At 69.8% G+C, this 13716-nt stretch carries 10 protein-coding genes; 5 read left to right on the plus strand and 5 right to left on the minus strand.

Annotated elements, in window-relative coordinates; all coding sequences use genetic code 11:
- The first annotated feature begins 137 nt into the window (after positions 1 to 137).
- Positions 138 to 1769 (plus strand): sigma 54-interacting transcriptional regulator, encoded by a 1632-nt coding sequence (locus D7X30_RS13755; RefSeq protein ID WP_120563378.1) that lies wholly within the window; start codon positions 138 to 140, stop codon positions 1767 to 1769.
- An 18-nt stretch (positions 1770 to 1787) separates the two neighbouring features.
- On the opposite strand, the gene D7X30_RS13760 is transcribed toward D7X30_RS13755, so the two are convergent.
- Complete coding sequence (locus D7X30_RS13760) at positions 1788 to 3734, minus strand: APC family permease (RefSeq protein ID WP_120563379.1); 1947 nt, start codon at positions 3732 to 3734, stop codon at positions 1788 to 1790.
- A 178-nt stretch (positions 3735 to 3912) separates the two neighbouring features.
- On the opposite strand from D7X30_RS13760, the gene D7X30_RS13765 reads away from it, so the two are divergent.
- Entirely contained in the window at positions 3913 to 4428 is a 516-nt protein-coding gene (locus tag D7X30_RS13765) for an RNA polymerase sigma factor (protein WP_120563380.1), read from the plus strand.
- Between the two features lie 21 nt (positions 4429 to 4449).
- On the opposite strand, the gene D7X30_RS13770 is transcribed toward D7X30_RS13765, so the two are convergent.
- Together D7X30_RS13770 and D7X30_RS13775 are read right to left on the minus strand one after the other, a co-directional pair.
- The gene (locus tag D7X30_RS13770; RefSeq protein ID WP_120563381.1) at positions 4450 to 5103 is read right to left on the minus strand and encodes a hypothetical protein; all 654 of its coding nucleotides are present in this window, start codon (positions 5101 to 5103) and stop codon (positions 4450 to 4452) included.
- Between the two features lies 1 nt (position 5104).
- Positions 5105 to 7282, minus strand: coding sequence for a S46 family peptidase (locus tag D7X30_RS13775; RefSeq protein ID WP_120563382.1), 2178 nt, complete (start codon positions 7280 to 7282; stop codon positions 5105 to 5107).
- Positions 7283 to 7404: 122 nt separating this feature from the next.
- Between D7X30_RS13775 and D7X30_RS13780 the strand changes: the two genes are divergently transcribed.
- Positions 7405 to 8142, plus strand: a complete 738-nt coding sequence (locus tag D7X30_RS13780) for a M50 family metallopeptidase (protein WP_120563383.1) — start codon at positions 7405 to 7407, stop codon at positions 8140 to 8142.
- A gap of 13 nt (positions 8143 to 8155) precedes the next feature.
- Here the strand turns inward: D7X30_RS13780 and D7X30_RS13785 are convergent, their stop codons facing one another.
- Positions 8156 to 9433, minus strand: a complete 1278-nt coding sequence (locus tag D7X30_RS13785) for a hypothetical protein (RefSeq protein ID WP_120563384.1) — start codon at positions 9431 to 9433, stop codon at positions 8156 to 8158.
- A gap of 129 nt (positions 9434 to 9562) precedes the next feature.
- Positions 9563 to 10222 (minus strand): MBL fold metallo-hydrolase, encoded by a 660-nt coding sequence (locus tag D7X30_RS13790; RefSeq protein WP_120563385.1) that lies wholly within the window; start codon positions 10220 to 10222, stop codon positions 9563 to 9565.
- A gap of 106 nt (positions 10223 to 10328) precedes the next feature.
- Here D7X30_RS13790 and D7X30_RS13795 point away from each other — a divergent pair, with 106 nt between their 5' ends.
- Positions 10329 to 11042 carry a hypothetical protein gene (locus D7X30_RS13795; RefSeq protein WP_120563386.1) on the plus strand — a complete coding sequence of 238 codons (714 nt, stop codon included), beginning with the start codon at positions 10329 to 10331 and terminating at the stop codon, positions 11040 to 11042.
- A 283-nt stretch (positions 11043 to 11325) separates the two neighbouring features.
- A complete protein-coding gene (locus D7X30_RS13800; protein ID WP_199724282.1) occupies positions 11326 to 13707 on the plus strand; it encodes a DNA topoisomerase (ATP-hydrolyzing) subunit A in 2382 nt (793 codons plus the stop codon).
- Positions 13708 to 13716: the final 9 nt, after the last annotated feature.

Genomic DNA, 13716 nt, shown 5'->3' on the forward strand with positions numbered 1-13716 from the left:
AAGCGGTGGGCTGGCGGGCAGAGGGTCGCTTCCGGCCCTCCCCCACCTGCGTCCGTCCCCTGGTTGATGCCCGCGCACGCGCCGTGTAAAGCGCTGCGCGCGGCCCTGGGGTGTCCGGGCATGGGAGAGAGTTCGTAATGCCGGAGCTGGTGTTCTTCCGTCGAGGCGAGGAAGTGCTGCGGGTGGCGGTGGACCGGGCGCGGGTGGTGCTCGGCCGAGGCGACTCCAGCGATGTGGCCATTCCGGATCCGGAGGTGAGCCGCCAGCAGGTGGCCCTCCTGTGGGACGGCCAGAAGTGCCGGGTGGAGGACCTGTCCGGCAAGGGCACGAAGGTCGCGGGCGCGGTGGTGGAGCGCGCGGACCTGCCGGACGGCGCGGACCTCGAACTGGGCCAGTGGCGCGCGGTGTTCCGCCAGCATGGCGCCAGCGACGACGCGGACGCGGCCACGGAGGCCGGCAGCGCCACCGCCGTGCAGGGCCGCGACTCGCAGCGCTGGCAGGCCGCGCAGCTGCGCGTGAAGCAGGGCGGCGCGGAGGCCGTGCACCGGCTCACCGGCGACAGCTTCACGGTGGGCAAGGACGCGGGCAACGACCTGGTGCTCCAGGACCGGTTCATCTCCGGCCGGCACCTGAAAGTGACTCGCCGGGACGGCGTCTTCCACGTCATGGACCTGCGCTCCACCAACGGCACCTGGCTGGGGCCGGTGCGCCTCTTCGAGGCGGAGGTGACGCTGCCCACCACGCTGCGCGTGGGCGAGGCGGAGCTGATCCTGGAGACGGTGCCCGCGGCGAAGAAGGAGGCGCAGGCCTTCCACGGCATCCTCGGGAGTGACCCGTCCGTGCGGCAGCTCACGGACCTCATTCAACGCGTGGCGCCGTCCACCGCGGCCGTCACCATCCTGGGCGAGTCCGGTACGGGCAAGGAGTTGGTGGCGAACGCGCTGCACGCGTGCTCGCCGCGCGCGAACCGGCCGCTCATCCCGGTCAACTGCGCCGCCATCTCCAAGGAGCTGATTGAGAGCGAGCTGTTCGGCCACGAGAAGGGCGCGTTCACCGGCTCCGTGGGCGCGCGCAAGGGCGCCTTCGAGGAGGCGGACGGCGGCACGCTGTTCCTGGACGAGATTGGCGAGCTGCCCCTGGACCTCCAGGCGAAGCTGTTGCGCGCGCTGGAGAGCGGCGAAATCAAGCGCGTGGGCGCCAGCCGCCCGCTGCACGTGGACGTGCGTGTGGTGGCGGCCACCAACCGCGACCTGCTGGCGGCGGCGCGCGAGGGCCGCTTCCGCGAGGACCTCTACTACCGCCTGTGCGTCGTGCCCCTGCACCTGCCGCCCCTGCGCAACCGCCGGGGGGACGTGGTGGCGCTGGCGGAGCACTTCGTGCGCGCGTTCGCCCCGCGCGGACAGACGGTGCGCTTCACGCCGGCCGCGTTGGACCGGCTCCAGCAGCACGCCTGGCCGGGCAACATCCGCGAGCTGCGCAACGTGGTGCACCGCGCGCTGCTGTTGCGCAAGGGCCCGTCCATCGACGCGAGCGACCTGTCCTTCGACCAGGAGGTCAACCGCGAGACGGGCATCACCGTGCCGGAGCTGCCGCCGGGCATGACGCTGGAGCAGATGCTGGAGAAGCTGGAGCGGCAGATCATCGAAACCGCGCTGCGCCGCTTCAACAACAACCGCGAGCGCGTGGCGCGGGAGCTGGGCCTCGCGCGCTCCACCCTCTTCAAGCGCCTGAAGGACTGGGGCCTGACGAAGCAGGACGAGCAGGAGTGATTTCGAAGGCCCTCCGCCCTACCCGTTTCCCGGGTGGGCGGAGTCGCCCCAGGCGGAGTGCGGCGCCGGGTGCGCCTGCGTGCGCATGTACCAGGGCACGCTGACCACCACCAGGCGCCGCTCGCCGGACAACAGCAGCGCGCTGCGGAGCAGCTCCGAGCGGCGGCTGTAGAGCATGGCCCGGTACCAGCGCTTCTCCAGCAGCTCCGGCAACACCATGGCCACGGTGCCGCCCGGCACCTCCGCGAGCAGCGCGTCCAGGTAGTCCATCAGTGGCCACACCAGCGCGCGGTACGGCGACCCCACGTGCACGAGCGGCGGAGGCCTCCGCCCGGCCTCCTGGAGCGGCCCCTGGACGAAGCGCTGCCACTGGGCGTCCAGCGCCGCCTCGTCGGTGTCGCCGCTGCAGATGTGCACCGCGCGCACGTCATCGCTCAGCGTCAGCGCGAAGCGCAGCGCCGTCTCCGACGCGTGGGACCAGCGGTCCACGGGCACCACGGCGACAATCGGCGACGCGGGCGTGAGGAGCACGGGCCGCTTCAGCTCCGTCACCTGCCGCGTGCGCGTGTACGCGGCGTGGACGCGTGACAGCACCAGCAGGCCCACGGGCACGAGGACGAACGCGGCCCAGCCGCCGTGCATGAACTTGGAGACGCCGACGATGCACAGCGTGAGCGCCGTCATCACCGCGCCCGCGCCATTGAGGGCCCGGCGCCAGCGCCAGCCCTCGTCCTCCCGGTGGCGGCTCCAGTGCACCACCATGCCCGCCTGGGACAGGGTGAAGGCCATCAGCGCGCCAATGGCGAAGAGGGGAATCAGCCGGTCCGTGATGCCCTTGCACACGATGAGCAGCACGGCCGCGAAGGCGGACAGGGTGAGGATGCCGCGCGACAGGGCGAGCCTGCGGCCCCGGTGGGCGAAGCCCGGCGGCAGGTAGCGCTCGCGCGCCAGCACCTGACAGACGAGCGGGAAGCCCGCGTAGCTGGTGTTCGCGGACAGCGCGAGCACGCAGAGGATGGCGGCCATGGCCACGTAGTAGAAGACGCCGCGCCCCATCACCGCCGCGATGAGCTGCGACAGCACCGTCTGGTAGTTCGCGCCGTCGGGGTCCGTGGCGCCCACGCCGTACGCCCGGCACAACAGCGCGATGCCCAGCAGCATCGTCACCAGGACCCCCACGATGATGCCCAGCGTGGTGCGCGCGCGGCGGATGTCGGGGTCGCGGAAGATGGGCACGGCGTTGCTGATGGCCTCCACGCCCGTCATCGCCGTGCACCCGCTGGCGAACGCGCGAATCACGAGCCATGCGCCCAGGGACGCGGTGGGCACCACCAGCGGCGGCGGCGGCCGCACGGGCGCCGCGTCACCGGTGGCCAGCTTGAAGAGGCCCACGGCCAGCACCACGCTCAACGAGGTGATGAAGAACCACGTGGGCACGACGAACACGGCGCCCGCCTCGCTGACGCCGCGCAGGTTCACCAGGGTGAGCAGCGCCAGCAGGGCCAGGGTGATGGGCAGCGTGTGCGGCCGCAAGGCGGGAACCGCGGACACCAGCGCGCCCGTGCCGGCGGAGATGCCCACCGCCACGTTGAGCAGGTAGTCCAGCATCAGCGCCGTCGCCGCGAGCAGCCCCGCGCCCCGCCCCAGGTTCTGCCTCGCCACGGTGTACGCGCCGCCGCCGCTGGGATACGCGGCGATGGTCTGCGCGTACGAGCTCGCGACGATCATCAAGAGCCCGACGATGGCGGCGGTGATGGGCAAGAGCAGCCACACCCCCGTGGCCCCCAGCGGGCGCAGCACGGTGAGCGCGGCCTCCGGGCCGTACGCGGCGGAGGACAGCGCATCCAGCCCCAGGAGCGCCACGCCGGTGAGGACGCCCGTCTTCTCCTGCATCGCCTGGGCGCTGGTGAGCGGGCGCCCCAGGAGCAGGTCCACGATGCCGTTGCCCTGACGGCGCCGGGGCATGAACGGCCTCCTGCGTCCGTACTCGGCCAGCTGAGCCATGGCGGCGTCTCCCCCTGGCCCGAAGGTGCGCACCGGCTGTCCGGGCGAAAACACGGCCCCGGAGTCCCATGCCCTCCAGGGCAATAGACCCTTTCACGCGCCCATTCGTTTCACGGGAAGACACAGGAGACCGTCCGCCATGGGCCCGCACGCCGCCGTCCTCCCCTTCCCCACCCTGGATGATTTGTACGCCCTGCACCGCCCGCGGGCGCTGGCCATCGCCCGGCGCATCGTGGGGGACACCGACGACGCGGAGGACGTGGTGCAGGACGTCTTCCTGCGCCTGTCGCGGCAGCCACCGGGACTGGATGGACGCGCGACGTGGACCACCTGGCTGCACCGGGTGATGGTCAACAGCAGCATCAACTGGCTGCGCGCGCGAAGGCGCCGGGAGCGGCTGACGCACGCACCCCAGGAGGCCGTGTCGCCAGAGGCCCACGCCATGGGCACGCAGATGCAGCAGCACTTCCACGAAGCGCTGGAGGAGGTGAACCCCCAGCAGCGGCAGGTGCTCTACCTGCGCGAGGTGCGCGGCCTGGGCTCCGCCGAAATCGCCCGGCTCCTGCACATCCCCGAGGGCACCGTGAAGAGCGCCCTGCACCGCGGCCGCCAGCGCGCCCTCACCGTGATGGAGGAGCGCGGCCAGCGGCCTTGAGTCTCCCGAGCCCGGGCGCCGCTACTCGTCGCCCTTGCTGCCCACGAACTGATCACCCTTCTCCTTGAAGAGGAGGTTGAAGCTGGTGAGCGAGCCGTAGACGCGGGTGATGTAGCCCTGCATCTCCGCCTTCTCCGCGTCCGTGAGCTTGGGGTGCGCGTTGAGCTTCTGCTCCAGCACGCGGATGCGGTCGCGCACCATCGTGACCTTGTGGAACAGGCCGTCGATGGGCATGTCCTTCGCCTGCAGCTCCGGGTTGCCCGGCACCAGCCGCACCGTGCCGCCCTCCCACTTGCCCGCGAGCGGCGGATCGCTCAGGGCCGCCGCCTCCCGGAAGATGTCCATCAGCTCTTCGCGCGTCATGTTCAGCCCTTCCAGGTCCACCACTTCGTGCGGATCCGCGCGGTGGCGCACCACCACGGGCGCCACGCTCCGCGGGGCGCGGGTTCGCGTGCTCGAAACCACGGGCGCCGGGGCCGCGGAGCCCCGGGGCGCGTACTTGTCACAGATGGGCGCGGAGGGCGGGAACATGCCGCGCGAGTTCTGCAGGCGGCACGGCCCCACCCATCCACGGTGATCCACGGAGTGCGGGCTCCAGAGCTTGCAGTTGCCACACACCCGCTCATCCGGCCGGAAGGTGGGCAGCGCTGGAGTCCCGTCCCCCGCGTCCGACATGTCAGTGCGCCTCCTTGGCCACCGGCTTGCCCTTGCGGACGTTGAGCTCACGCAGGAGCGCGTCCGCGTCCTCGACCTGGTCGAGCTGCCACAGCAGGTAGCGCACGTCCACGTTGACGTTCCGGGCCACGTCCGGATTGTAGCCGAAGTCGTTCGCGACGTTCTCCCACACGCGGTCGAAGTTCACGCCCACCAGCTGCCCCTTGCCGTTCACCGTGGGGCTGCCGGAGTTGCCGCCCGTGGTGTCCGCGTCCGCCAGGAAGTCCACCGGCACGTCCTTCAGCCGGGGGTCCGCCCACTGCCCGAACTTCTTCGCCGCCGCGGCCGCGCGCACCTTCTCCGGCGCGTTGAAGGGCTCCTCGCCGGTGTGCTTCTGCATCATCCCGGACAGCGTCGTCTGCGGCAGGTACAGCGCGCCGTCGCGCGGCGTGTAGCCCTGCACCTTCGCGAACGACACGCGCAGCGTGCTGTTGGCGTCCGGCGCAATCGGCTTGCCCGCCTGCGCCATCACGGCCTTGCGCCACGCCGGCCGCAGCCGGGACGCCGCGCCCTGGCGCCGGTCGCGCGTGTCATCCAGCGCGGCCTGCTCCTTCGCCAGCTCCATGCCGAACGCCAGCATGGGGTCGCGGCGCGCGGCGAGCTGCCCCGCGGACTCGTCCGCCATCTTCAGGCGATCCGCCAGGGTGAACACCTTCGTGCCCGCGTACAGCGAGTCGATCTTCGCGGAGACGTCCTTCTCCGAGTACGTCTTGCCGAACACGGCGTCCACGGCCGCGATGCGAGCATCCGCGGGGAGCGCCTGCGCGCGCTTCACGAACGCGTGCAAGAGCACCTTGTCCGCGGCGATGAAGAGGTTCTTCTGCTCGCGCTCCAGGCGGTCCTTGATGCGCGGCAGCTCGCGGTCCATGTACTCCGGGCGGCGCTCCAGGTCCGGCTTCGCGCGCTCCATGGCCAGCCGGGACACGGACGTGGCCAGCGCGGGGCCCCGCGCCAGACGGCCGGACAGGCCCAGGAGGAACTCACGGTCGAAGGTCTTGTTGGATTCCTGCTGCTCCGCGAGCAGCGCCTCGCGGGCCTTGAGGGCATCCCCCCACTTCGCGGCGTCCTTCTGCGCCCAGGCGACGGTGGCTCCCTCCGCGTCGCGCTGCTTCTCCACGATGTGGCCGCGCTTCAGGCCCGCCAGCTGGCCGCCCGCGTTCTTGTAGACGTTGTGCAGGCTCTTGAGCTGCGAGGCCACGGCGATCTTCCCAGCCGGGTCCTTCTCTCCTTCGGCCTCCAGGATGCGGATGGCCTCGCCCAGCACGTCGCGGATGCGCGGGTAGTAGCGCGCCTGGCGCTCCGCCATCTCGTCCGCGAGCAGCGTGCGGAAGGTGGTGCCCGGGTAGCCCAGCACCATCACGAAGTCGCCCGGCTTCACGCCTTCGGTGGACAGAGGGAAGAAGAACTCCGCCTTGTAGGGAACGTTCTTGTCGCTGAACGCCGCGGAGGCACCGTCCGGCGCGGTGTACGCGCGGATGATGGCGAAGTCGCCGGTGTGGCGCGGCCACATCCAGTTGTCCTCTTCGCCGCCGTACTCACCCACGGCGCGCGGCGGCGCGTAGACCAGGCGCACGTCCTGCAGCTCCACCGCATCCACCAGCGTGTAGTTCACGCCGCCGTCGAAGGTGGCCACCTGGCAGCGGGTGGCGGGGCGCTTCTCACACTCGGCGACCAGCTCCTTCTGCTTGCGGTCGATGGCCTTGTAGCGCGCGAGGTCGTCCGCGCCCTGCGGCACGGCGCCGTTGACCTCCGCCGTCACGTCCTTGAAGCCGCGCGGCACCTGCACGCGCGAGCCCTTGCCCGGGAGCTCCTCCGCCCGGCTCTTCGCGAGGAAGCCGTCGGTGATGAGGTCCTTCTGCGGAGAGCTGTGCTCCTGGATGATGGAGAAGGCACAGTGGTGGTTGGTGATGATGAGGCCGGAGGCGGAGATGAACGACCCGGAGCAGCCGCCGGTGTTCACCGTGCCCGCCAGCAGGCCCGTGCCCCGCTTGGGGTCCCAGAGCTTGCTGGGCGGCAGCTGGAGGCCCTGGGCCTTGAGCCAGGCAGGGCTCAGTTCCAGCACCTGCTGGGGGGTCCACTTCCCTTCCCCAGCGAAAGCCGGGGCAGCCACGAGCGAGAGGAGAAGGAGCGTCTTCTTCATGGTGCCCCATCCCTACTCCGTCCGTCGCCCTGGCGCGACCGTTACGGTGTCCGGAGCGCGCGTTTTCGCGGAAGATGGAACGCGCTTGGATGTTCCGGTGTCCAGGCAGGAGGGGACGAGCGATGCGGACCGCGAGCGGGGCGACACTGGATTTCGGAAGGCTGGCGCTGCTGCTGCTCCTGATGGGGGCGTCCTGGTACTTCTGGTATTCGCCGGTGCTCTTACCGGTGAAGGTGCTGGTGGTGATGATGCATGAGACCGGGCATGCCCTCGCCGCGCTGCTCGTGGGGGGCTCGGTGGACCGGGTGCACCTCCAGCTCAACGAAGGGGGCAGCTGCTTCTCCCGCCTGCCGCCCGGCGTCTTCAACCGCATCATCGTGTCGTCCGCGGGCTACCTGGGCAGCGCGGTGGCGGGCGCGGGGCTGATGCTGGCCACCTTCCGCTTCCGGCTGGGCCGCGCGGTGATGGGCGCGGCGTCCGTGTGGCTGGCGGTGATGGGCTTCTTCTACGCAGGCGACCCGTTCACCCTGGCCTTCTGCCTGGGCATGGCGCTGGCCATGGGGCTGGGCGCGCGCTTCTTGCCCACGGGGCTGGTGGACGCGCTCAACCTGTTCCTCGCGGCCTTCACCGCGCTCTACGTCGTCTTCGACTTGAGGGACGACCTGTGGAACAGCGCGGTGCGCGCGCAGAGCGACGCGGCCATCCTCGCCAGCGAGACGTGGGTGCCGTCCATCATCTGGGCGGCGCTGTGGACGCTCCTGTCCCTGGCCCTGCTGGGCGTGTCCGCCTGGTGGGCCATGCACGCGAAGCCGAGCGGCGGCGTGAAGATGCCGCCCATGGCCCGCGCGCGGCGGGTGTGAACGGAGCGGACGCTCAGGTCCGCAGGTAGGCGATCACGTCGTCGTACGTGAAGGGGTGCTCGTAGATGTCCATCAGGTAGTCCTCCGCCGGGTCCATCACCTCGTGGTAGGTGTGCACCGGCGTGAGGCTCTTGGGGTAGCCACCCACGGACTGGTCCGCGTTCCAGTAGCCAAAGATGCCGAAGGCCATGGCCTTCATCCAGCCCTCGAAGGTCCGGATGGCGTCGGCGCTCGCGCCGTTCGCGGGCCGCAGCAGGGCGACCATCTCGAACAGACGGGCCGCCGTGTGCGAGCGCCCGGTCTCGATGGGCATGTGGTGCTCTCGCGCCGTCTCCGTGTCCGGCGAGTCCTCATTGCGCGTGCCCGCGCCCTTGCGCCCCTGGTCCCAGCTCACCGGCCTGCGCTCCTCGTGCGGATTGCCGACGTAGCGCGTGAGGTCCTTCTTGAGCACGTTTGCGCGAGCTGCGCCGTCCGTCGTCCAACGCCTGGGCCGGGCGGGGCTCGTCGCGCCCTGGTACGGATTCGGCACCAGCTCCTTGTGCATGGTGATGAAGGCCCGGCTGTTCTTGATGGGGCTGAACAGCTCCTTGAGGTCGTGGAGGATGGCGACGTTCTCCGCGACGGTGAAGTCCCGCTTGTCGTAGCTCAGGCTCACCCGGTCCTTGCTGCGCATGGAGTAGTCGTACAGGGGCTGCGCCGTCAGGTTCATCACCAGGTTGAGGGGATTGAAGTTGCCGCCCAGCTTCTCCCACGGACGGCGCGCGTAGGCCGGGTACGAGTTGGCCTCGTTGTAGCTGCCCGTCATGTTGGGCAGCAGGTTGACGATCGGGTTGGCGGTCAGCACATGGCTGATCGTCCCCGCCCAGCTGTCGTGGTCCCAGAGGTGCTTGCCCAGCGCCCTGCGCAGCTCGTTGAGCGCCTGTCCGGTGCGGGCATGCTCCAGGACGTCCTCGGCGAGCTCCTGTTCCAGCTCGCGCTTGCGCTGGCAGCGGGCGTCAGCCTCGTGCATCAGGTGCTGGTAGAACTCGCCCTTGCTGTCGAAGGCCTTCCAGTAGGCCTTGGGCGCGGTGTTCGTCATGCCGAACGTGGTCTCGAAGGAGCCCAGCTTCGTGCCCTTCGGGAACGACCACGGCTTCGAGGCGATCCACGACCGGAGCGTGTTGCGCAGCCCCACCTTCGTCAGGTGATCCAGCCGGGTGCGGTCCGTCGTCCGCGCGTACGTATAGGCGCCGTCCGCCCACGTCTTCGCGTCCGAGTCCTTCACTGCGACCGAGTTGATCTCCACGGGCATCGCGCGTCTCCTCAAGCCAGGCGGAAGCCCTCTTCCGAGCTTCCCTCGCTTGAGTTTACTTCAAGACTGTCGCGAGTACGCCCGCACGCGAAATATCCGAGGGTGTCAGAAACGCCCGGACGTGGGGAGTCACCGCCGCGGTCGCATCCGGAAGGCCACGAAGGACGCCATGTCCGGGAAGCCGAAGTACGGGTTCTTCTGGCGGATGGCCTCCATCTGGGCCACCGGCACGTCCGCGTAGTCGTGCCCGGGGTACAGCCGCGCGGTGTCCGGCACCTTCGCCAGCACCTGCGACAGCGAGCGGTACATGTCCTCCGGGTTGCCGCCCGGGAAGTCGCACCGGCCGCACCCGTTGATGAAGACCGTGTCCCCGGACACGAGCGCGTCCTCCGCCAGCAGGCAGTGCGACCCTGGCGTGTGCCCGGGCGTGTGCAGCGCATGGAACGTGCGCGCGCCCACCGGCACCGCGTCGCCAGCCTTCAGGGGCTTGAGCGCGTCCCCACCCCGCTTGCGCAGCTCGCTGGAGAAGGCGACCTCCTCCGCCTGCGCGTACACCGGCACATCATGGCGCGACAGCAGCTCCTCGAGGCCGTTGATGTGGTCGCCGTGGCAGTGCGACACGAACACGCCCACCACGCGCTTGCCGTCCTGCGCCACCGCCGCCTCGATGGCCGGCACGTCCCACGCCGGATCCACCACCACCACCTCCGGGCCGTCCTGGGGACCCACGAGGTAGACGAAGTTGTCCATCGGCCCGAGCTTGAGCTGGCGTACGTACGGCGTGGGCATGGTTGTCCTCCAGACGGCCACTCTACGCCCCAGGCTTGCCGCCCCGGGGCCAGTTCCCTTTGAATGCCACTTTTTGATGCCCCACGCCGTCAGGAGGTCTCCGTCCGTGAAGCGCCTGCCCACCCTGCTCGCCTGTTCGCTGCTGGCCAGCGCGACCTCCTCCGCCGCGGGGCGGACCGCCTCCACCTTCCGCTACAAGCCGTCGCCGGACGACGAGCGCCCCGTCATCGTGGATGCCACCATCGGGCCCCAGGGCAGCGACTTCGCCATGCGCCTGAAGTTCAACAAGGACCCCTTCGGCGAGGAGTGCAAGCAGCGCTGCGCCAACATCACGCTCTTCCTGGACACCGACTCCAGCGTCCAGTCCGGCCTCCACCTGCCCGCCAACAAGGCCCCGGAGAACGGCGCCGACCTGGCGGTCGTCATCCAGGGCGTGCGGGAGTACAAGCGCCAGGACGCGCCCCCGGAGATGACCCTGCGCGTGAAGATCCGCCAGCTGGGCTCGGACGCCACCAGCGCGGACGCGGGCGAGCTGCTCGCGGACCTCAACCACCGGCAGGACCCGGAGCGCATCCAGACGGACGGCACCACGGTCTACCTGCTGGTGGACGCCACCAGCGCGCTCCTGCCCTCCGCCCGCAAGGTGCGCGTCATCTACCACCCGCCGGGCAGCAAGGCCCTCACCGCCACCATCAACGGGATGGCCGGTGGCGGTTCCGGCCGGGGAGTGCAGATCTTCAAGCGCGGCAGCGGCTGGGGCCGCGCCCCTGACGCGGAGGGCAAGAAGCCCCGCGCCAACCCCAACGGCGACAACGGCTAGTCCAAGCAGCCCGCCAGCCAGGCCCGGCCCCACTCCCCTCGGAATTCCGGGGGGTTGGCGGTGGGTTTCAAGCAGGCAGAGGACTGTACGGACGTGCAGAAGTTCCGGGCTGGAGCCGACGCAACCACCCGAATTCGTTCTCAATGTCAGAGGCCCATGGTAGTCCCGCCCATCTGACGTCGAGGGTCCGACCCGACTGGTAGTCGCAGCGCGCACGGCCTGACGCGCGCCGCGTCACGCCCGGCCGGCGGGCCCGTGTGAAACCCATCTGGATTCCATGACCATGCTCGCAGAAGCCGAAACGAAGTCGCGCAAGAAGCAGGGAGGCCCGGCAGGGGGCGGAGGCAAGGGAGGCGGCGGCGGCGGGTCCGGCGCCGGTGGCGGGGACAGCCTGCCCGCGGGCCTGGCCGAGGAAGCGCGCCGCCGCTACCTCAACTACGCCCTGTCGGTCATCACCTCGCGCGCCCTGCCCGACGTGCGAGACGGCCTCAAGCCAGTGCAGCGACGCATCCTCTACGGCATGTGGAACGACCTGAACCTGTCGTTCGACACGAAGTACCAGAAGTGCGCGCAAGTGGTCGGCGCCATCATGGGCCGCTACCACCCGCACGGCGACACGGCCATCTACGACGCGCTCGTGCGCATGGCGCAGGACTTCTCCCTGCGCTACCCGCTGGTGGACGGCCACGGCAACTTCGGCTCGCTGGACGGCGACTCCGCCGCCGCCTACCGCTACACCGAGTGCCGCCTGGAGAAGCTGGCCACGGAGCTCCTGGGTGAGCTGGACAGCAAGACGGTCCGCTTCCGCCCCAACTACGACGGCACCCGCGACGAGCCCGTCGTCATCCCGGCGCGCGTGCCGCAGCTGTTGATGAACGGCACCACCGGCATCGCGGTGGGCATGGCCACCAACATCCCGCCCCACCACCTGGGCGAGCTGGTGGACGCGCTCCTGGCGCTCATCAACGACCCGGAGCTGCAGACCAAGGACCTGCTCAAGTGGATCAAGGGGCCGGACTTCCCCACCGGCGGGCAGATCCTCAACGACAAGAAGGAGCTGCGCGAAATCTACGAGACGGGCCAGGGCTCCGTCCGGATCCGCGGCGAGTACAAGATGGAGGAGCACAAGCGCGGCGGTCAGATGATCGTCGTGACCTCCATCCCCTACACGGTGAACAAGTCCACGCTCGTCGCGAAGATTGGCGAGCTGGTGCGCGAGCGCAAGCTGCCGCTGATCACCGACGTGCGCGACGAGTCCACCAAGGACGTGCGCATCGTGATGGAGCTCAAGAAGGACGCCAACCCCGAGCTGGTGATGGCGTACCTCTACAAGCACACGCCCCTGCAGACGAACTTCGGCGTGAACCTGACGTGCCTCGTGCCGTCGGACAACCCGGACGTCGGCACGCCCAAGCGCTTGGACCTCAAGTCCATCCTCCGCTACTTCCTCGACTTCCGCCTGGAGATCGTGACGAAGCGGTTCGAGCACGAGCTGGCGGAGCTCAAGCGGCGCGTCCACATCCTCGAGGGCTTCGAGAAGGCCTACGACGCGCTGGATGAGATCATCCGGATCATCCGCCAGTCGGAAGGCAAGCAGGACGCCGCCCAGAAGCTGATGGTGCGCTTCAAGCTGGACGAGCTCCAGGTGGACGCCATCCTGGAGATGCGCCTCTACAAGCTGGCCCGCCTGGAGATCCTCATCGTCCAGAAGGAGCTCAAGGAGAAGCGCGCGGAGATCAAGCGCATCGAGGGCATCCTCAAGGACGTGAAGAAGCGCTGGTCCGTCATCCACGACGAGCTGACCGGCCTCAAGGCCGCGTACACCGACAAGCGCCGCACGCGCATTGGCGGCGCGGGCTCCGAGGAGATGGAGTTCTCCGCGGAGGCGTTCATCGCGGACGAGGACGCCCACGTCGTGATTACCCGCGACGGGTGGATCAAGCGCGTGCGCGAGGTGAAGGACCCGTCCACCACCCGCCTGCGTGAGGGTGACGCGGTGATGGCGGTGCTCGCCGGCAGCCTGAAGGCGAACCTGGTGCTGTTCAGCAACTTCGGCACCGCCTACGTCACCCGCTTCAACGACATTCCGGCCTCCACCGGCTACGGCGACCCGGTGCAGAAGCTGTTCAAGTTCGACGACGGCGAGCGCGTGGTCGGCGCCCTGTCCCAGGATGCGCGCCTGCACCAGCCGGAGAAGCTGGTGGCGGTGACGCGCCAGGGCCTGGGCCTGCGCTTCCTCTTGGCGCCGCACCTGGAAGTGTCCACCCGCGCAGGCCGCCGCTACGCGAAGACGGGCGAGGGCGATGAGATCATCGGCACGCAGCCGGTGGGCGACAAGGACCTGCTCGCCGTCCTCACGGAGAAGACCAACGCCCTTGTCTGCAAGGTGGCGGAGGTGAATGAGCTGGCGGGCCCCGGCAAGGGCGTCCAGGTCATCAAGGTGGACGCGGGCGACAAGGTGGTGGACTTCCTCGCGGCGCCGGCCAGTCAGAAGGACGCCGTGCTGGAGTTCGAGACGCAGAAGGGCCGCAAGCTGCACCTGTCACCGGCGAAGTTCTCCGTGACGGGCCGCGGCGGCAAGGGCCACGAGATGTCCAAGCGCGACACGGTGAAGGAGGTGGCGAAGCCCGTCACCTTCGTGCCGCTGCCGGAGAAGAAGGAGTAGCGGGAAGGC

Source organism: Corallococcus sp. AB011P, assembly GCF_003611605.1.
In the GTDB taxonomy this organism is placed as follows: domain Bacteria; phylum Myxococcota; class Myxococcia; order Myxococcales; family Myxococcaceae; genus Corallococcus; species Corallococcus coralloides.

What these genes read in the sequence shown, in the direction of transcription:
- D7X30_RS13790 (WP_120563385.1), bottom strand. Translation starts at nt 10,222, where the DNA reads ATGCCCACGCCGTACGTACGCCAGCTCAAGCTCGGGCCGATGGACAAC.
- D7X30_RS13780 (WP_120563383.1), top strand. Translation starts at nt 7,405, where the DNA reads ATGCGGACCGCGAGCGGGGCGACACTGGATTTCGGAAGGCTGGCGCTG.
- D7X30_RS13775 (WP_120563382.1), bottom strand. Translation starts at nt 7,282, where the DNA reads ATGAAGAAGACGCTCCTTCTCCTCTCGCTCGTGGCTGCCCCGGCTTTC.
- D7X30_RS13760 (WP_120563379.1), bottom strand. Translation starts at nt 3,734, where the DNA reads ATGCCCCGGCGCCGTCAGGGCAACGGCATCGTGGACCTGCTCCTGGGG.
- D7X30_RS13770 (WP_120563381.1), bottom strand. Translation starts at nt 5,103, where the DNA reads ATGTCGGACGCGGGGGACGGGACTCCAGCGCTGCCCACCTTCCGGCCG.
- D7X30_RS13755 (WP_120563378.1), top strand. Translation starts at nt 138, where the DNA reads ATGCCGGAGCTGGTGTTCTTCCGTCGAGGCGAGGAAGTGCTGCGGGTG.
- D7X30_RS13785 (WP_120563384.1), bottom strand. Translation starts at nt 9,433, where the DNA reads ATGCCCGTGGAGATCAACTCGGTCGCAGTGAAGGACTCGGACGCGAAG.
- D7X30_RS13800 (WP_199724282.1), top strand. Translation starts at nt 11,326, where the DNA reads ATGCTCGCAGAAGCCGAAACGAAGTCGCGCAAGAAGCAGGGAGGCCCG.
- D7X30_RS13765 (WP_120563380.1), top strand. Translation starts at nt 3,913, where the DNA reads ATGGGCCCGCACGCCGCCGTCCTCCCCTTCCCCACCCTGGATGATTTG.